The sequence below is a fragment of the uncultured Veillonella sp. genome (assembly GCF_915069625.1).
GTDB lineage: Bacteria > Bacillota > Negativicutes > Veillonellales > Veillonellaceae > Veillonella.
In genome coordinates this window covers 1-17,829 of the sequence record NZ_CAJZFD010000016.1, presented here as the reverse complement: position 1 = coordinate 17,829, position 17,829 = coordinate 1, and the positions used below count along the sequence as shown (strand labels likewise).

The following is a 17,829-nucleotide window of genomic DNA, read 5'->3' as shown; positions in this document are numbered from 1 at the left end:
TTCAATCTACCAAAAAAGGTTTCCATCACAGAGTTATCATAACAATTTCCTTTTCTAGACATAGACTGAATAATGCCATGTTCTTTAAGTGCTTGTCTAAAATAGTTATGTTGGTATTGCCAGCCTTGATCAGAGTGGAAGATTAATCCCGAAAGATTCGTAAACTTCTTAAATGCCTTCTCTAACATACGAGAAATTTGTTCTAAGTTGGGCCTTAATGCTAAGTCATAAGCAATAATCTCATTCGTATTCATATCTAAAATAGGTGACAAATAGCATTTTCCCCACGAGAAATTAAATTGAGACACATCAGTAGTCCATTTTTGTAATGGTGCAGTTGTAATAAAATCTCTATTGACGATATTTTCTGCTACCTTACCGACTTTCCCTTTGTAAGAGTGATACTTTTCTTTCGGTCGCTTTCCTGCGAGTCCCATACAATGCATAAGTCTTTGTACTCGTTTATGATTAACTACAAAACCTCGATTAAGAAGCTCCCGATATACACGGCGTACACCATACCGCCCTTTATGTTCTGTAAAAATCTTTTGAATTTCATCTTTTAGCTCTGTATTTCTTTTATCTACAAGATCTACTTTAGTAAGTTCAAAATAATAGGTAGATTTGGACATTGGCATAGCTTTCAAAAGATGTTTTAGTTGATAGCCTTGCTGGCGGAGCGTTTTGATAATCGCTGCTTTTTCGCCTTGAGTCGCGCAGCCTCTTTTTCTTCTCTCAAGGCAATCTCTTTTTTTATGACTTCATTTTCAGCTTTAATATACGCAATTTCAGCACGTAAGCGAATGAGTTCTTCATATTCACTCTCATTCAGTGTTCGAGGTGAAGTATTCTTTGGTAGTTTCATTTTGGAATCCTTTAATGGTCGCCCTTTAGATTTATTGATAAGACCATTGTATCCCAAAGTTTTGTATTTATGAACCCATTGATACAGCTGCCCAGAATTAATACCAGCTACAATAGCTACTGTTCTCAATCCTTGTCCAGAGAGGACTTGGCATACCAAACTATATTTCTCTTCTGGAGTCCAATACTTATTAGTCCCTCGATTTTTATTAATGTCCGGGCCATGATGCTGCTCTAGTTTAACCCAGTCTCTTATTAGTCTATGAAATGTATCTGTTGTTACACCGTTAGGTGTCTTAGGCCATTCACCTCGATAGAATAATTCAATTGCTTTCCTTTTAAATTGATAACTATATCTCATGAAAATACCCCCTTTACTGGTTGTCCAGTAAAGGGGGTACATATCAACTATGTAAAAGGGGCTTTATGTATGCCTATATTTAATAGTATATGTAGTAGTCTTTTATCGATAAATCATGCAATATATGGTATAATTTGTATGTCAAAAGCTATTTTTTGTTGCCCTTGGAGGGGTTATGACTAAGATCTTCACCAAAATACGAGCGTTGGTGGATGAAGCATTATCTGATCGTGATACGGCGGTAAATAAGGAGCCTATTATAGAAAATACTCCTTTAGAAGAAGATTTATTTGACCATCGGTTGCTATATATAGAAGAAGACACTATCAATCGTATGTTGCGTGCCGCTCTTCGCAATCACTGGTTCTTTTATGCTGTAACATTTGAATTTGAACCAAATAACCAAATATTCCTATCCATTATTACTAAATGGGGGAATGTGATCAATGTGGAATTCACCTTAGAGGATTTATGGTTTGATGATTACTCATCATCCTTTGCAATCCGTCTCGACACAAATAATATAGATACAGGTGGGTTTATTTTAAACTCTATCCTACACTTATTAGGTAACTGGTGCCTCAGTCTCTTTGGTATATTCTTCAATCCTATTGCACTAGGTGAGAAGGGGTCTACTATGCGTTTTGAGAAAAAGGGGATTATCCAGTTTGATTTATTACCAAATACGCAAGTAAAGAAATTCATACCTTTACCAGAGCGACATATCGGCAGTAATGGCCCTGTGTTGTTGGGGAACCCTCGTACTAGTCAATCCGTTTTACAGTTAGATTACTATGCGTTTCACGATCCAGTAGACACATTTACTGTACCAGATGTACCAACCCGTACTAGCTGGCTTCGCTCTATTGATATTGCGGCAGTTCTCTTATTGCCAATCGGCGTGTGGATTACCTTTATTATCTTGCATCACTACTTACCTACAGAAACGTTAGAGTTCTCATTCTCTACATATTTCTTGATTTCTTTAGGGATTTTTATCATTTCCTTCTTGGTTATGAATATTCCTAGATATCTGTATATGTACTTTGATTCTCGGAAACAGTGGCAAAGTGCATTTGTACATAATAATATTAAGATTCAAATGCGCAAATTACACCGTCGTATTTTCATGCAGCAAGCTACACTCACATCTGATTGTGACGAATGTACTGCTAATGAAAGCCAAGAGCGCATTAAGCATTTGTTATTGCAAATTCGGGATAAACGGTTCCTTGCAAATCGACTCAAAATTGCTGATGATGATAGAATGCGCAAGCAGAAGGTTAAGTTTATTATCGCCTATATTGGTTGTACATTAATTGAATTGATGCTGCTCATGAATTACTAGGCATTGATTATTAATTAAATAATCGTATATATTATGGTATAAAAAAAAACGTATCTCTTTCTAGAGATACGTTTTTTATTTTGGTTTTACCGTTTTTTACGACGTTTTCGAACGGTTTTTCTAATTTCTCGTTCTGATTCAGATCCTGGTTGTTGCATTGACTCGTAAGTTGGTCGATTGACAGGCATAAAAGGAGGATTTCCGTATTGGTTTGGTTCCGGTTGTCCCGGCAATACCCAGAAGAGGAAGCCGATGAGCCATACGAAAAGCTCCAGTAAGTAATTGAATGGAGATACAGCAGAGTAAGTATTGATGAAAATAATAATTACTGACCAGAGAATCCCGGCCCATGCATTAAAGCCGATATCGTGAATACGACGGCCAAATAAGATGCAGGACAATGGGAAGAGTGTTGCTAATAAAATCCATATGATGACCCGTGTAAACCAATAAGCTGGTAAGGATACGACAAAGTCTAAGAATAGATCATCGATGTAATGAACGATGTGGAATAAAATCATTAGCACGATAAAGCATATGATAAATTGAAGTCGATTTAATCGTCCCGTTAGATTAAAAATCGATAGGCCCATACGTCGACCTTGGAATGCGATGAGCAAACCTACAGTACATATGAGCAGTGTTCGTAATACAACATAGAGTAAATCCATAAGTTCCCCTTTATTTATAGCTTATAGTTGAGTTAATTCTGGCAAGACTAGCTCAAATGCTACACCTTGTTTCATAGATTTTACAGTATCTACTGTGGCTTGAATCGCTTTAGTAGTAAAATTCATTGCCAGCTCTGCCGCATCATACGGTGAATATCCCCTCATTACTGCACCGGATAATACAGCAGTAAAGATATCTCCAGTTCCTGTAGCTTTTACAGGAATAAGAGGAATATCATATGTTTTTAAATAATCAGTTAGCCCATCATAGACGGCGATGACCGCGTGTGTTTCGGATGGTACGCTAGTCATGATAACCATATCAGGACCCATTTGATGTAATCGCTTGCAACGATTACGCAATTCATCATCACTAATAGGATCTGTAGAGAATGGAATGTCTAATAAGAAACAAGCCTCTGTGTAATTAGGCTTTACAATGTGCGCTTTGGAAACAAGTTGGCGCATTGCTACTACCATATCAGGTGTATAGATAGAGTAGAGGCGACCATCATCGGCCATAGCAGGATCGACGATAATCATTTGTCCCTTATTACCGAAACGATCGATGGCTTCTTCCACGAGATGAATTTGTTCTGGGGATGCCAAGAAACCACTTACAATAGCGTGAAAGTCGATTTCGTTCTTATCCCAGCAGTCCATAAAATCTCTCATATGTGCCGATAAATCTACGAACTCGTAGTGTGGATATTCTAAGTGATTACTCAATACAGCTGTTGCCAATGGAACCGCTTGGCAACGCATAGCGCTGATGATTGGAATCATAACGGTTAGGGCACAACGGCCGATGGAGCTCATGTCTTGAATTGTTAAGACTCTAGGTACTTCTGTCATAGACACCTCCAAAATACTATATATTTTATTGTACGTTATGTAGGGCGTTCTGTAAATGTAATGATGTTATTCATGAAATTAACTTCATAATGTAGTATAATAAAACAGATAGACTTTTTATGGAGGATAGTGACAATGACAAGGTATGTATTTCGACGTCTAGGTGGCGCAATCATAATCTTATGGGTCATCATTACCGTAACGTTTGCATTAATGCATGCAATACCGGGGGGACCTTTTACAAGTGAAAAGAAATTACCACCTCAGGTGAAAGCAAGTATTGAAGCAAAGTATCATCTTGATGATCCTGTATGGAAACAGTATGGTGATTATTTAGGTGGTGTTATTACGGGCGATTTGGGACCATCATATAAGTATGAAGGTCGTAGTGTGAACGATATTATCAGTGATGCATTCCCAATTTCTGCGCAGCTCGGTTTATTATCATTAATGGTGGCTGTAGTAGGTGGCATTGCAGCGGGTGCTATTAGTGCTATGCGCCCTAATGGCATCGTTGATTATGCGGTTACCGTATTATCTACTATTGGTATTTCCGTGCCTACATTTATTATTGGTGCCGTTCTTGTCTATGTGGTGGGCTTTGAACTGGGATGGTTCCCAGTGGCCTTATGGCGTGGTCCATCTTATATGGTTCTACCAGTGTTGACGTTAGCAGCACAACCTATGGCATTCATTGCACGCTTAACGCGCAGTGGGTTGCTTGATGTGTACCAACAAGAATATATCCGTACAGCTCGCGCTAAAGGCTTGGGCTCTTGGACTATTTTGACACGTCATGCATTAGGCAATGCTATTTTGCCAGTTATTACGTACCTGGGACCATTGGCTGCTAGCCTTTTGACAGGTAGCTTTATCGTAGAAACAATCTTTGCCATTCCAGGCCTTGGACAGTATTTCGTAACATCCATCTATAACCGTGACTATACGGTTATCCTGGGCATTACGATTTTCTATAGTGCGCTTGTAGTATTTCTTAATATTTTGGTGGATATGATTTATCCGTTAATTGATCCACGTGTTACGACAGAGGAGGGGACAGATGAATAAGGAAGATTTTTTACCTATTGAACGAACTCCTCAAGAAGAAATTACAAGCTTTATAAAACGTCCTAGTAAATGGGCGAGATTTAAGGTAAATCGCTTGGCCGTAGTAGGGGCTACTATCATCTTAGTGATGATTGTACTTGCAATTTTAGGACCCCTAATTTCGCCGTATACCTATGCGGATCAATCCTTGATTGATGCGAACCAAAGTCCAAGCTTTAGTCATTGGTTCGGCACAGATACCTTGGGCCGCGATATTTATACGCGCGTTATGTACGGCGCTCGCATTTCCTTAACTATCGGTTTTGTAGCGGCGTTTATCAATCTTGTTATCGGCGTTACTTATGGCGGTATTGCAGGTTACCTTGGTGGCAAGGTTGACCGCATCATGATGGGCATCGTAGATGTTTTGTACGGCATTCCACTTTTACTGTATGTAATTTTGTTGATGGTTGTACTTGGCCCTGGTTTAACGTCTATTTTCGTAGCATTGGGTATCGCCTACTGGCTGAATATGGCCCGTATTGTACGTAGCCAAATTTTGAAAGTGAAAAACGAAGAATACATCATTGCTGCTGAAGCGATGGGGATTCCAAAATATCGCATTTTATTGCGTCATATTTTGCCAAACTGCGTGGGACCAATCATCATTACATTGACCTTGGCCATCCCAGAGGCTATTTTTACAGAAGCCTTCCTTAGCTTTATCGGCTTAGGTGTAAATGCACCTATGGCGAGCTGGGGTGTACTCGCTTCTGAAGGGATTAGTAGTATGCGCTCCTATCCATTCCAATTGATTTTCCCTGCTGTTGCCATTAGCGTTACCATGCTTGGTTTCGCATTCCTTGGCGATGGCTTACGTAATGTGTTAGACCCTAAGGAAGGAGATAGATAATGAATAACGCAATTGTTGATGTGCGCAATGTGTCCATTACCATCGATACCTTCCAAGGCCCTTTACGGGTTATTCGTAATCAAGATATCTCCTTACAACCAGGTGAGATTTTAGGTATTGTTGGTGAATCAGGCTGTGGTAAATCTGTGCTAGTTAATTCCTTAATGGGATTACTACCATATGGTAAAACAAAAATCAAAGCCGATACATTTATGATTGATGGCAATGATTGCCTCGAATTCACTGAAGATGATTGGAATGAACTCCGCGGTACTACTGTTGCCATGGTATTCCAAGATCCTATGACATCTTTGAATCCAATCATGACGATTGGGGAGCAAATGTATGAGGTTATCAATCGTACCAATGCGTATGGTGACGATTATGATGAACGAGCGATTGCCATCGACTTATTAAAGAAAATGGGTCTTTCAACACCGGAAAGACGATTATCTCAATATCCTCATGAGTTGAGTGGTGGTATGCGCCAACGGGTATGTATCGCCATGGCTGTCGCTGGTCGTCCAAAGGTTTTGATTTGTGATGAACCGACAACGGCTCTAGATATTACAACAGAGGCTCAAATCTTGCGCCTTATGCAAACATTAGCTGTAGAAGCTGGTATTGGTATTATCTTTATTTCTCATAACTTACGTGTTATTGCTCAAATCTGCGATCGCGTTATGGTTATGTATGCTGGCAAATGTGTTGAATCTGCTACGGTAGAAGGTATCTTTAATGAACCTCGTCATCCGTATACATTGGGCTTGTTACTCGCTTTACCACAAGGTAAATGGCATGGTGAATTAAAAGCCGTTGAAGGTCAACCGCCAGATCTATTTGATTTACCACGAGGGTGTGCATTTAATCCACGGTGCAAGTGGGCTATGCGTATCTGTGGTAATCGTATTCCTATGGTTACAAATGTTGGTGAAGGTCACCAATTTACATGTTGGTTAGCTAAGTTGGAGGGACTTTAATGAGTTACGTATGGGAAACTGACAATCTCGTTAAAGAGTTCACTCTGTCAGGAGGCTTATTTAAGCCAAAACACACGGTACATGCTGTACAAGGCGTGAGCCTATATCAATCACCAGGGGAAACCCTTGGTATCGTAGGTGAGTCTGGATGTGGTAAATCCACATTTGGCTACACTTTGATGGGCTTACATCAAGCTACATTAGGTTCTATTTATATGAACGGTCGTCAGATTGATCCTTATGTGGATCGAAAAGCTGTTCATCCGGTGATGCAAATGGTATTCCAAAACCCTTATGCATCTCTTAATCCACGTCTTACAGTTAATGCGATTCTAGAGGAACCATTGGAGCTAGATCCAAAATATACACCTCGCGATCGTGTTATTCGTGTAAAAGAAGTGCTTGATCAAGTTGGTTTGAACATGTCCTTTGGTGAGCGTTATGCTCATGAATTGTCAGGTGGCCAACGTCAACGTATCGGTATTGCACGAGCTCTTATTATGCAGCCGCAGTGCATCATCTGTGATGAACCGATTTCAGCACTAGATGTATCGATTCAAGTACAAATTATGACCTTGCTTGAGAGATTACAAGAACAACATGGTATTTCGTACCTCTTTATTTCTCATGATTTAAATATGGTGCGCTACATCAGTCATCGCATGGTAGTTATGTATTTAGGGGCTGTTATGGAAGAAGGTCCAGCGTTGGATTTATACGAATTCCCACAACATCCGTATACTCGTGCTTTGACCGCCTTAAACGGTCCTGTTATACCGCATGCTCCAATTGGAGCACCTCTTAAAGGGGACCCACCAAATCCACTAGACCCACCGAAAGGTTGTTTGTTTAGTGGTCGATGTCCAGAAGCAGAGGGTCGTTGCTTTGCAGAACGTCCACCTCTTCGTGATTGGGCAGATCGCCGCATCGCATGCTGGCACATATAATGGGAGAATAGTATGGAAAAGTTACTTGTTGGCAAGTCCTTGGAGCATCAACTCGATACAGTTATTAAAGAATTAGCACCAAAAGGAAATATATCCTATGTAGTACTTCAATTTGACGATGAAGAGGAACCGATTATTATCGCTTCTAAAGGGGAGGATACGGTACATTCTAGTGCAAGTTTGATTAAGGTACTCATCATGGAGTATGTGTTCCATTTAGCTCGTACTGAACAGTTAGATCTTAATGACACAGTTCCACTATCTAGAACACCTCGTGTTGAAGGTGGTGGTGCTTTACAAGAATTAGTTGCAAAGCATAGCTTTACCTATCTTGAGTTATGCCGTCTTATGATGGTTCTCAGCGATAATATTGCGACAAATTTGCTCATTACAGTTCTTGGAATGGAAAATATCAATGCTCGTGCAGAACAGCTTGGTGTAGATGAGATAGAACTTAATCGCATGATGATGGACTTTGAAGCTCTCGCCGAAGGCCGTGATAATCGTATGACTGCTATGGCGTTAGCTCGTCTCTATAAACACATTTTTGAATGTCGTGATAGAGATTTTTATGGCCGAGAAATGTGGAACATTTTAGGTCGCCAACAATTCCGTGATATTTTGCCGTTTTATTGGGGGGAAGATGTACGCTTTCACCATAAAACAGGATCCCTTGATCGCGTAGAGCATGATGGGGGCATATTGGAAACGTTTAGAGGTCATTTTTGCTTTATCCTTTTGATGAGCGATATTGATAATGACCGAGGTAAAGAGTTAGGCGCTCGAGTAGGGCGTATCATGAAAGAATTTGTAGAGGAAGCATTGCCATGATGGATAAACGAAATTTGTTAAAACTCATGGTCCTTGCTCTTGGGGTGAGTGTGCTCTTGTTTGTATTTGGTTATCCTCGCGGGGAGCAACCAATTGATGAGCATACCATTCGATATGTTATTGAGCAGGAACCATCCACATTGGATCCAGCAAAGTCTACTACCTCTCCGGAGGCTACAGTTCAACTTCAATTATTTGACGGTTTAGTTCGTTTAAATGATGAAAGTGAACCAGAGGCAGCACTTGCTAAAAGCTGGGATATTTCTGATGATGGTCGCGAGTATACCTTCCATTTACGACCTGATTTGAAATGGTCTAATGGAGAGCCTTTGACGGCTCATGACTTTGAATACGCGTGGAAACGCGTATTAGACCCTGAAGTCCATGCGGACAATGCATATATGTTATATGTATTAAAAAATGGCGAAGCCTTTAATAATGGTGACGCTTCAGCTGATGATGTTGGCGTTAAGGCCACTGATGATAATACATTAGTAGTTACCTTAGAGAATCCAACAGCGTATTTCTTAAAATTACTAGCTTCTCATAGCTATTATCCAGTGAGCCAAAAAGCTATAGAGGCTCATGAAAACTGGGCTGCCAATGCAGATACATTTGTATCTAATGGTCCATACCGCTTACTATCCTGGAAGCATAATGGAGAAATGGATTTCATTAAGAATCCTAACTATTGGGATGCAGATTCTGTGAAAACAGAGAAAATGAATTGGCCTATTAGTGAATCCCAAAGCACACGCCTTACATTGGTTGAAGGTGGCGAAGCAGATATGACGGTTGAGCCTCCTGTAGCGGACCAAAAACGATTAGAAGAGGCAGGTCTATTACATATTGGACCTATGCTTGGTAACTATTATTACGTATTCAATGTGAAAGCAGATCCTTTCACAGATCCTGAGGTGCGTAAAGCTTTCTCCATGGTTATCAACCGTGCTAACATCGTTAACAATATTGTTCGCGGTGGTAAAGAGACGGCCTATGCCTTTGTTCCTTATGGTATGCTTGAAAGTAATGGACGTGAAGATTTCCGTGAAGCGGGTAGCTATCTAGTTTATGAAGATGTAGAACAAGCTAAAGAAATCTTGAAAAAAGCAGGCTATGATAAAAATCATCCATTGCCTCCAATTACGATTTTGTATAATACAAGTGAATTACATAAAGCGATTGCCGAAGCTGTACAAGATGCTTGGGTCAATGCATTTGGTGCAGATGTGCGCTTACAAAATCAAGAGACAAAGGTATTCTTAGCCGACCGCGAAGCTGGTAAATATCAAGTTGCTCGTGCTTCTTGGGTTGCGGATTACAGTGATCCACAAAACTTCTTAGAAGTATTCTCTGCTGAAGACAATGATAGTCAGTACCATAGTGATGATTATAACGAGTTAATCGCTCGTATTCGTACAACACCAAATGGGGCTGAACGGGATGCGTTGATGCATAAAGCAGAACAGATGATTTTTGATGAATCTCTAGTAATGCCATTGTATTTCACAACACAACCATATGTAACAAATGGAAGTATTCAAAATTATTTCTGGACTACATTAGGCCTTGTTGACTTTAAAAAAGCATACAAATAAGATACACTTAAGACGTACACTATGTGTACGTCTTTTGTTGTATTTTATGAGGACATATGAACTGGATTGAACCAAAGCGCTTAGCACCGGGCATGACCATAGGCATTATGGCTCCTGCTAGTGCAAGCGATGAAGATTTACATAGAATAGAAGAAATTTGTAACGCAAAGGGCTATAATGTTCTTTTGGGTGAAAGTGCACATCGCAAAGGCTTGTATGGTGGTACACCAGAGGAGCAAGCCGAAGAGTTCCAATATATGATGACCAACGCACCTTGTGAGGCGGTACTAGCTTTGCGCGGTGGTTACGGAACGATGCGTTATCTAGATTTATTAGATTATACAGCAATCCGTAAGCATCGAAAGGCTTTTATTGGGTATAGTGATTGTACAGCACTTCACATGGCAATCAATCGATATAGCCGACTTATTACGTATCACGGGCCGATGGGCGTAGACTTTAAAGAAGAACGTAAGACTGATATAGATGCATTATTTGTAGCTTTAGAAGGTAAATTACAAGTCATAGAACCATTACCTGAACCGCCGCGTGGTGCCATTGGTACTGAGCTGGGAGAAGGGATTTTACGAGGTGGTAATATGACGATGTTATCTATGTTGTTAGGAACGCCTTATTTTTTAGAGGACGAGTCTTGGGAGGACACGTTGCTATTTATTGAAGATGTAGGAGAAGCACCGTATAAGCTGGATCGCATGTTACAACAATTTCGTCTCAGTGGTTTATTGAGTCGTATTAAAGGTTTAGTGATTGGTACTTTTACAGATTGTGAAGGCGACGATGATGAGCGTGATTACGATTTAGGCTATGAAGCGTTACGCTACATGGAGGAAAATAGAGACCCTGAATTGTTGGAGCCTTTTGTATGTTATGTCCCAACAGGTCATGGAACGCCGCATCAAACATTACCACTAGGAGCGATGATAAACTTTAGGTATATTTCAAATACCATAATTGTTCATCCCTATACGAAATAGACACATTCTTCTTAGATAGAATAAATAATAAACAGTATAAATTAGAAATTAAAAAGGGAAGTTATGACATTACAAGAACGAGAGGCTCGTGCCTGTGCCATCATAGATAGTATGACAGAGGAATTGCGCGATATCTCCTTATATTTACACGATAACCCAGAATTGGGCTTAAACGAGCATAAAGCAGTTAAGGTAATTAACCAATTCTTAGAAAATCATAATTTTACATCTCAAGTGGGGCTAACTGATCTTCCAGAGTTACAAACGGCGTTACGGGGTGACTATAACGGTACTGCACAGCATAAAATAGCCTTTTTAGGTGAATATGATGCACTACCAGAACTCGGCCATGGTTGCGGACATAATCTCATTGCTATGATGAGTTTAGGGGCGGCTATTGCCTTCAGTCAAAGTGTACCGGAAACGTGGGGAACGACCTTCTTTGGTTGTCCTGCGGAGGAAACTATTGGTGGTAAAGTATACATGGCTGAGGCTGGTTTATTTAAGGGCTATGAGGCGGCACTAATCATTCATCCAGGCGGTGAAAATGAGGTAGGGGGCACATCATTAGCGACGCATCCACTAGAGATTACCTTCCATGGACGGTCTTGTCATATAGCATCATTAACTGACTCTGGTATTAATGCCTTAGACTGTGCTGTAGATTTATATCAAAAAATAAAAGAGTTAAAGAAAACATTTCCTAAAGGGGCTATTGTAGGGACCATTTTTACCGAAGCTGGTACAGCACCAAATGTAGTAACTTCTAAGGCTACGATTCGCATGACTGTTCGCGGTAGTACGGTGGACGATTTAGAAGGTATTATTTTGCCGGCTATCAAAGAGGCTGCTCAAGAAATTGCAGCATCTTATGGCGCCCGTGTTGAGATGCATCATTATGAGCCTCTCTTTAAGGATATGCGTCAAGATAAACAACTATTAGCTCTCTTTAACGATGTGATGACTGAATTTGGTGAAACGCCTCGTATATTGCCTGATGATGAGGCTGATGGTAGTACAGATGTAGGAAATGTATCTTATGAAGTACCAACAGCACAGCCTACTTTACAGATTGGGTTAGGTTTAGAGGCTCATACACCAGAGTTCACTTGTGCAGCAGGTTCCGACTATGGATTGGAGCAAGCGATTAAGGGCGCTAAGATTATGGCTGTGGTAGCCTTGCGTTATGCATTGGGTAAGTGATGTTCAATTTTTGACATATAGAGGTCAAAAAGGTACAATAGATATAATATTTAAGTAAGTATGAAACAAGCCGTCTTCAACAAGACGGCTTTTATTCCGGTGGAGATAGATATGAGTGTTTTAACCGTTTCAAATGTAACCCATGGTTTTGGAGCGCGACAAATTTTAGATGATGCATCATTCCGCTTGTTGAAAGGTGAACATGTAGGGTTAATTGGTGCTAATGGTGAAGGCAAGTCTACATTCCTAAATATCATTACAGGCAAAATACCTCCTGATGAAGGTAAAATTGAATGGTCCAATCAAGTAACTGTAGGTTATTTGGATCAACATGCGGTCCTCGAAAAGGGCATGACCATTCGCGACGTATTGCAACGAGCTTTTGATGATTTGTTTGTAATGGAGCAAAACATTAACGATGCGTACAATCGCATGGGTGATGTGTCTGAAGATGAAATGAATAAGCTTCTCGAGCAAGTAGGGGAGTGGCAAGAAATTCTAGAGCAGCGTGGCTTCTATGAAATTGATGCGGTTATTGAGCGTACAGCTGCAGGTTTGGGCCTTATGGATATTGGACTTGACCGAGATGTTACGGAGCTCAGCGGTGGCCAGCGTACAAAGGTTTTACTTACAAAACTTTTACTAGAAAAACCGACGATTTTGCTCTTGGACGAACCGACAAATTATCTTGATGTAGAGCATATCCAATGGTTGCAAAACTATTTACAAAACTACGAAAATGCGTTCATCTTGATTTCTCATGATATGGAGTTTTTAAATTCCGTAGTCAACGTGATTTATCATATCGAGCAAGCAGTTTTAACGCGTTATACTGGCGACTATCATCAGTTCCAAGCGGCTTATGAAGTGAAAAAAGCGCAAGCAGCTAAGGCTTATGAGCGTCAACAACAAGAAATTGAGCGCATGGAAGACTTTATCCAACGCAATAAGGCTCGTGTAGCAACGCGTGGTATGGCAAATTCTCGAGCTAAACGGTTAGAGAAAATGGAGATTTTGGAAAAGCCAAAAGAGTACATTAAACCAAGTTTTGGTTTTAAAGAAGGCCGTACGCCAAGTCGTTTTATTGTAGAGGCCTTTGGTTTGGAATTAGGCTATGATGAACCGTTGACTCGACCAGTAGACTTTCAAATTGAAAGAAATAAAAAAATCGCTATTCGTGGCGTTAATGGTCTAGGTAAAACGACATTATTGAAAACAATTTTAGGGTTATTAAAACCGGTGAGTGGTGAGTTGGTAAAAGGTGATTTCTTACAAATTGGGTATTTTGCTCAAGAAGATACACCATCCAATTCTGAAACTGCCTTAGATTATATTTGGAATGAATATCCGGCAATGACTAATGCAGAAGTACGTGCAGCGCTTGCTCGTTGTGGCCTTACTAACGAGCATATTACATCGCAAATGCGCGTGTTATCTGGTGGTGAGAATGCAAAGGTTCGCTTATGTAAACTGATGCAAAATAAGTACAATGTACTCGTATTAGACGAACCAACGAATCACTTGGACATTTATGCAAAAGAAGAACTGAGTCGTGCTTTGCGTGAGTTCAAAGGAACTATCGTTTTAGTAAGTCATGAACCTGAATTTTATAAAGATTGGGTTACGGATATTTGGAATATTGAGGATTGGACGACGAAAATCGTTTAGGAGGACCGATGAATCAACGTGCAAAGGACGGGATAAAGCAATTTTTAGCGGCTTTATCTGTTGATACTGAGGCGCCAGAGCTAGAGAAAACACCAAGTCGTGTAACAGAATTATATAGTGAATTATTCAGTGGCGTAGGATTAGATACAAAGTCAGCCTGGGGTGAAACATTTAGTACTGATTATAAGGGTCTTGTAGCGGTTACAGGAATTCCTTTTTACTCTATGTGTGAGCACCACTTGTTGCCATTCTTTGGAACCGTGGATATTGTGTACCAACCTAAGGATGGGTGTGTGGCAGGGCTTAGCAAGTTTCAAGATATTGTTAATATTCTTAGCCGGAGGCCGCAACTACAAGAGCGGTTAGCATCAGAATTAGCAGATGCAATTATGAATGATTTATCTGCTCATGGTGTATTCGTACGCATTACATCGACTCAGTTGTGTATGCTTATCAAAGGGACCATGCAGCAAGATTCAAAGGTTATTACATTAGAAAGCCGTGGTGTACTAGCAGAGACTGGCACATTACGAGATGAAGCGTTGGCAATGTTAGGTGGAGGACAGGCAAATGTTTAAACGTAGAAATTACACATGGAATGATGGCAAAAGTTTATCTTTGTGCGATCGTACCCTTATTATGGGGATACTAAATGGTACGCCTGACTCTTTCTCTGATGGTGGTAAATTCAATACTCCAGAAGCGGCAGCAGCACATGTAACGCAAATGATTGAAGATGGTGCTGATATCATTGATTTAGGCGTAGAATCTACGCGCCCTGGTTGCACACCATTGACAGCAGATGAAGAAATTGAACGCTTAGCCCAATTGATAGACCCTGTACTACATGCATCTACAGTACCTGTATCTATCGATACCTATCATGCTAAAACTGCTGATTATGCACTTTCAAAGGGCGCTCATATTTTAAATGATATTTGGGGCTTACATTATGATCCTGATATGGCAGCAATAGCCGCAAAATACAAGGTACCTGTAATCATCATGCACAATAGTAATGATACAAACTATGGTGACATCATTGAAGATATGAAGGCATACTTCTTCTTTGCTGTAGATAAAGCCTTAAAGGTTGGTGTAACACCACAACAAATTTGGCTTGATCCAGGTATCGGATTTTTTGGTAAAACAGAAGAACAAAATATTGAAGTTATGCAACGTTTAGGCGAATTAACGGCTTATGAATACCCTATTTTACTTGCGCCTAGCCGTAAGGGTTTTATCGGTTCTATGTTGGGCGGTTTACCTCCAGAAGAACGCGATGAAGGCACGGTAGCGGCTTGTATTACGGGTGTATTCCAAGGTGTTGATATGGTGCGTGTTCATAATGTGAAAATGCACAAACGCGCCTTGGCCGTAGCAGATGGCCTATTACGAGGTGAATAATGGATAAAATCGTTTTAAAAAACATGGCATTTTATGGATACCATGGCAATTTGACATCTGAACAAGCGCAAGGACAGCGCTTTTTTGTAGATGTTGAAATTACTACGGATCTTACAAAGGCCGGTCAAAGTGACCAGTTAGAGGATTCTATCAATTATGTAGAAGTATATGAGCTTGTAGAATCTGTTATGACTGGAGAAAAACATAATTTATTAGAGCGTTTAGGTGCACTTATTGCCGACTCTTTATACCAACATTATCAAGGTATCGTTGGCTTATCTGTAACGGTGCGCAAACCATCTGTACCTATTGCTGGTATCCTAGATTATGTTGAGGTTGTCACTACAAGAGGTCAAATTTGATGTATACCTATTACATCAGTGTAGGTTCAAATATAGGTGATAAAAGAGGCTATATTAATTCCTCTTTTCAGTCATTACAAGGGCATGAGTCAGTTTCGGAGGTTATTTGTTCTTCTTTGATAGAAACGGAACCTTGGGGATATACAGATCAGGCTTCATTTATTAATGGCATGTGGTCTTGTAAAAGTACTTTGGATCCGCATGAAATGTTAAGTGTACTTCAGTCCTTAGAACAAGGGGCTGGTCGTGAACGACTTATTCACTGGGGACCACGTACATTAGATTTAGATATTATTTTGGCTTTTGATGAGGCCGGTTCTATGATTTCCATTTGTGATGAAACTCTAACTATACCGCATCCTTATTTTTGGGATAGAACCTTTGTCTTAGAACCTTTACATGAGTTGTTACCAACTTTTACCTATAAGGGTATGTCAATTAGCGAGCGATTAGCTACATTAAGTTTGGCATAGAAATACACAAAAATATTAAAGATAAAATTTACAGTTATACCTAGAATTGGGATAGTATTAATAGGGACTTACTGTAATGGCAATATATTATTACGTTTTATGCTTGGGGATTTATAGGGAGTATAAATGAATATAAAACGTATCGGTTTGTGCATACTAGCATTAATTGTAGTGGGGCTGTCCTATTGGCTTGCAGTAGGTGGCAATTACGACAGTAAAACAGTACGCATAGACCCAGAAGAGCATACATTAGTAAATTCTAGTGATGCCATTATTTCAAAACGAATATTAGCGATGAAGTCTATGGATTCAAAAGTTTATTTTTTAGGTTATGAAGGCTACGGTATTTATAATCTATCTGATAATACACTTCGGTTGATGCCCGTTAGCTTCCGTGGTCAACATATAGAGCCACCGAAGACAGAGAATTACCAACGTGGTTTACGAGAGATTACTACGGTAAAAACTTTCTCTGATTTTAGTAGTCAAGAACAATCCATACTTAAGGATTTATTGGAATCTACTGATAGAGGGGCTCATTACTATGGTGACTTTTACCATTCTGGTTATGAGTCATCCCTCATCGACATGAAGGACCAGTATTTTATAACGAATACGGTACGTGCCTTGAAACGTGTCAATCATACATTATATGTATATGATGCGTCAGGGTTCATTATCATTGATTTAGATAATCGACGTATACAAGGGTTCTTTAATAATCGTCTCGGTGGGGAAGGACCTAAAGGTGTACCTGATAGCTTGCGTGGCCATTATGGTTCAGATTTCACGATGATATATGCATTGTCCAAGTTAGATCCAAAGGATTTAGAGATTTTATGGTCAATGCGAAAGCAATATTTAGAAAAGTCACCACAAGTGATGGAGAACAAGGATTTATTCCCTCTTAATCTTGATGAGATGACTTTATAGGAGGTATATTATGCTTTGGTCAATTATTGTAGGCGGTTTCATTGGTTTTGTAGCTGGTCGCATTACTAAAAAAGCGCAAAGTATGGGGATTATTCTTCGTGTTATTGCTGGCTTAGTTGGTGCTTCCGTAGGCCAAGCGTTGCTTGGTACATGGGGTCCAAGCCTTGCGGGCATGGCATTGATTCCGTCCATCGTTGGTGCAGTTATCGTGATTGCTGTAGTCAGCTTCTTTACTGGACGAGATTAATTATATAAGGTAAGGACTAGTATAGGATTTCCTATACTGGTCTTTTTTTATCGCTTTATATCCATTTTCCTATATACCTATGAGAAAATAGGTATATAATAGTTTATGTATTTTAAATTTAAGGTA

20 protein-coding genes are annotated in these 17,829 nt (G+C 39.9%); 16 read left to right on the top strand and 4 right to left on the bottom strand.

The features are described 5' to 3' along the window. Positions 1 to 692, bottom strand: a 692-nt coding sequence (locus QZ548_RS01720) for an IS3 family transposase (RefSeq protein ID WP_295867716.1), incomplete at its 3' end; no start/stop codon positions are given. Next, a complete protein-coding gene (locus QZ548_RS01715) occupies positions 656 to 1,225 on the bottom strand; it encodes a helix-turn-helix domain-containing protein (RefSeq protein WP_039969575.1) in 570 nt (189 codons plus the stop codon). The genes QZ548_RS01720 and QZ548_RS01715, both read right to left, overlap by 37 nt. A gap of 175 nt (positions 1,226 to 1,400) precedes the next feature. Between QZ548_RS01715 and QZ548_RS01710 the strand changes: the two genes are divergently transcribed. After that, the gene (locus QZ548_RS01710; RefSeq protein ID WP_295867708.1) at positions 1,401 to 2,573 is read left to right on the top strand and encodes a hypothetical protein; all 1,173 of its coding nucleotides are present in this window, start codon (positions 1,401 to 1,403) and stop codon (positions 2,571 to 2,573) included. A gap of 86 nt (positions 2,574 to 2,659) precedes the next feature. Here QZ548_RS01710 and QZ548_RS01705 read toward each other — a convergent pair whose 3' ends face one another. Together QZ548_RS01705 and QZ548_RS01700 are read right to left on the bottom strand one after the other, a co-directional pair. Then, the gene (locus tag QZ548_RS01705; RefSeq protein ID WP_105090270.1) at positions 2,660 to 3,244 is read right to left on the bottom strand and encodes a DUF805 domain-containing protein; all 585 of its coding nucleotides are present in this window, start codon (positions 3,242 to 3,244) and stop codon (positions 2,660 to 2,662) included. 21 nt (positions 3,245 to 3,265) lie between these two features. After that, positions 3,266 to 4,099, bottom strand: coding sequence for a pyridoxamine kinase (locus QZ548_RS01700; protein ID WP_295867704.1), 834 nt, complete (start codon positions 4,097 to 4,099; stop codon positions 3,266 to 3,268). A 135-nt stretch (positions 4,100 to 4,234) separates the two neighbouring features. Between QZ548_RS01700 and QZ548_RS01695 the strand changes: the two genes are divergently transcribed. The 15 genes from QZ548_RS01695 (at position 4,235) to QZ548_RS01625 (ending at position 17,703) form a co-directional block, all read left to right on the top strand. Beyond that, positions 4,235 to 5,167 (top strand): ABC transporter permease, encoded by a 933-nt coding sequence (locus QZ548_RS01695; RefSeq protein ID WP_295792914.1) that lies wholly within the window; start codon positions 4,235 to 4,237, stop codon positions 5,165 to 5,167. After that, on the top strand, positions 5,160 to 6,059 hold the full coding sequence (locus tag QZ548_RS01690; RefSeq protein ID WP_005387203.1) for an ABC transporter permease: 900 nt from the start codon (positions 5,160 to 5,162) through the stop codon (positions 6,057 to 6,059). The genes QZ548_RS01695 and QZ548_RS01690 overlap by 8 nt, the downstream gene beginning before the upstream one ends. After that, positions 6,059 to 7,039 (top strand): ABC transporter ATP-binding protein, encoded by a 981-nt coding sequence (locus tag QZ548_RS01685; protein WP_295867701.1) that lies wholly within the window; start codon positions 6,059 to 6,061, stop codon positions 7,037 to 7,039. The genes QZ548_RS01690 and QZ548_RS01685 overlap by 1 nt, the downstream gene beginning before the upstream one ends. Next, the gene (locus tag QZ548_RS01680; protein ID WP_295867698.1) at positions 7,039 to 7,986 is read left to right on the top strand and encodes an ABC transporter ATP-binding protein; all 948 of its coding nucleotides are present in this window, start codon (positions 7,039 to 7,041) and stop codon (positions 7,984 to 7,986) included. Before QZ548_RS01685 ends, QZ548_RS01680 begins: the two co-directional genes overlap by 1 nt. Positions 7,987 to 7,998: 12 nt before the next feature. Further along, positions 7,999 to 8,817, top strand: coding sequence for a serine hydrolase (locus QZ548_RS01675; protein WP_005387208.1), 819 nt, complete (start codon positions 7,999 to 8,001; stop codon positions 8,815 to 8,817). After that, entirely contained in the window at positions 8,814 to 10,415 is a 1,602-nt protein-coding gene (locus tag QZ548_RS01670; protein ID WP_295867695.1) for a peptide ABC transporter substrate-binding protein, read from the top strand. The genes QZ548_RS01675 and QZ548_RS01670 overlap by 4 nt, the downstream gene beginning before the upstream one ends. Before the next feature lie 56 nt (positions 10,416 to 10,471). Further along, a complete protein-coding gene (locus QZ548_RS01665; RefSeq protein WP_287293037.1) occupies positions 10,472 to 11,410 on the top strand; it encodes an LD-carboxypeptidase in 939 nt (312 codons plus the stop codon). 63 nt (positions 11,411 to 11,473) lie between these two features. Then, complete coding sequence (locus tag QZ548_RS01660) at positions 11,474 to 12,613, top strand: amidohydrolase (RefSeq protein ID WP_156719804.1); 1,140 nt, start codon at positions 11,474 to 11,476, stop codon at positions 12,611 to 12,613. A 111-nt stretch (positions 12,614 to 12,724) separates the two neighbouring features. Next, positions 12,725 to 14,281: an ABC-F family ATP-binding cassette domain-containing protein gene (locus QZ548_RS01655; RefSeq protein WP_105086147.1), complete on the top strand. Its 1,557-nt coding sequence runs from the start codon at positions 12,725 to 12,727 to the stop codon at positions 14,279 to 14,281. A gap of 8 nt (positions 14,282 to 14,289) precedes the next feature. Continuing rightward, complete coding sequence (gene folE, locus QZ548_RS01650) at positions 14,290 to 14,859, top strand: GTP cyclohydrolase I (RefSeq protein WP_005387220.1); 570 nt, start codon at positions 14,290 to 14,292, stop codon at positions 14,857 to 14,859. Next, positions 14,852 to 15,688 (top strand): dihydropteroate synthase, encoded by an 837-nt coding sequence (gene folP / locus QZ548_RS01645; RefSeq protein ID WP_105086148.1) that lies wholly within the window; start codon positions 14,852 to 14,854, stop codon positions 15,686 to 15,688. Before folE ends, folP begins: the two co-directional genes overlap by 8 nt. Next, positions 15,688 to 16,050: a dihydroneopterin aldolase gene (gene folB / locus QZ548_RS01640; RefSeq protein ID WP_105086149.1), complete on the top strand. Its 363-nt coding sequence runs from the start codon at positions 15,688 to 15,690 to the stop codon at positions 16,048 to 16,050. The genes folP and folB overlap by 1 nt, the downstream gene beginning before the upstream one ends. Continuing rightward, positions 16,050 to 16,523 carry a 2-amino-4-hydroxy-6-hydroxymethyldihydropteridine diphosphokinase gene (gene folK, locus QZ548_RS01635; protein ID WP_295867688.1) on the top strand — a complete coding sequence of 158 codons (474 nt, stop codon included), beginning with the start codon at positions 16,050 to 16,052 and terminating at the stop codon, positions 16,521 to 16,523. Before folB ends, folK begins: the two co-directional genes overlap by 1 nt. 126 nt (positions 16,524 to 16,649) lie before the next feature. Beyond that, the gene (locus QZ548_RS01630) at positions 16,650 to 17,456 is read left to right on the top strand and encodes a hypothetical protein (RefSeq protein ID WP_295867686.1); all 807 of its coding nucleotides are present in this window, start codon (positions 16,650 to 16,652) and stop codon (positions 17,454 to 17,456) included. Between the two features lie 10 nt (positions 17,457 to 17,466). After that, positions 17,467 to 17,703 (top strand): GlsB/YeaQ/YmgE family stress response membrane protein, encoded by a 237-nt coding sequence (locus QZ548_RS01625; protein WP_005387228.1) that lies wholly within the window; start codon positions 17,467 to 17,469, stop codon positions 17,701 to 17,703. Positions 17,704 to 17,829: the final 126 nt, after the last annotated feature.

Excerpts from the sequence above, each read along its gene's own strand:
- QZ548_RS01715 (WP_039969575.1), bottom strand. The coding sequence starts at position 1,225 with ATGAGATATAGTTATCAATTTAAAAGGAAAGCAATTGAATTATTCTAT.
- QZ548_RS01710 (WP_295867708.1), top strand. The coding sequence starts at position 1,401 with ATGACTAAGATCTTCACCAAAATACGAGCGTTGGTGGATGAAGCATTA.
- QZ548_RS01705 (WP_105090270.1), bottom strand. The coding sequence starts at position 3,244 with ATGGATTTACTCTATGTTGTATTACGAACACTGCTCATATGTACTGTA.
- QZ548_RS01700 (WP_295867704.1), bottom strand. The coding sequence starts at position 4,099 with ATGACAGAAGTACCTAGAGTCTTAACAATTCAAGACATGAGCTCCATC.
- QZ548_RS01695 (WP_295792914.1), top strand. The coding sequence starts at position 4,235 with ATGACAAGGTATGTATTTCGACGTCTAGGTGGCGCAATCATAATCTTA.
- QZ548_RS01690 (WP_005387203.1), top strand. The coding sequence starts at position 5,160 with ATGAATAAGGAAGATTTTTTACCTATTGAACGAACTCCTCAAGAAGAA.
- QZ548_RS01685 (WP_295867701.1), top strand. The coding sequence starts at position 6,059 with ATGAATAACGCAATTGTTGATGTGCGCAATGTGTCCATTACCATCGAT.
- QZ548_RS01680 (WP_295867698.1), top strand. The coding sequence starts at position 7,039 with ATGAGTTACGTATGGGAAACTGACAATCTCGTTAAAGAGTTCACTCTG.
- QZ548_RS01675 (WP_005387208.1), top strand. The coding sequence starts at position 7,999 with ATGGAAAAGTTACTTGTTGGCAAGTCCTTGGAGCATCAACTCGATACA.
- QZ548_RS01670 (WP_295867695.1), top strand. The coding sequence starts at position 8,814 with ATGATGGATAAACGAAATTTGTTAAAACTCATGGTCCTTGCTCTTGGG.
- QZ548_RS01665 (WP_287293037.1), top strand. The coding sequence starts at position 10,472 with ATGAACTGGATTGAACCAAAGCGCTTAGCACCGGGCATGACCATAGGC.
- QZ548_RS01660 (WP_156719804.1), top strand. The coding sequence starts at position 11,474 with ATGACATTACAAGAACGAGAGGCTCGTGCCTGTGCCATCATAGATAGT.
- QZ548_RS01655 (WP_105086147.1), top strand. The coding sequence starts at position 12,725 with ATGAGTGTTTTAACCGTTTCAAATGTAACCCATGGTTTTGGAGCGCGA.
- folE (WP_005387220.1), top strand. The coding sequence starts at position 14,290 with ATGAATCAACGTGCAAAGGACGGGATAAAGCAATTTTTAGCGGCTTTA.
- folP (WP_105086148.1), top strand. The coding sequence starts at position 14,852 with ATGTTTAAACGTAGAAATTACACATGGAATGATGGCAAAAGTTTATCT.
- folB (WP_105086149.1), top strand. The coding sequence starts at position 15,688 with ATGGATAAAATCGTTTTAAAAAACATGGCATTTTATGGATACCATGGC.
- folK (WP_295867688.1), top strand. The coding sequence starts at position 16,050 with ATGTATACCTATTACATCAGTGTAGGTTCAAATATAGGTGATAAAAGA.
- QZ548_RS01630 (WP_295867686.1), top strand. The coding sequence starts at position 16,650 with ATGAATATAAAACGTATCGGTTTGTGCATACTAGCATTAATTGTAGTG.
- QZ548_RS01625 (WP_005387228.1), top strand. The coding sequence starts at position 17,467 with ATGCTTTGGTCAATTATTGTAGGCGGTTTCATTGGTTTTGTAGCTGGT.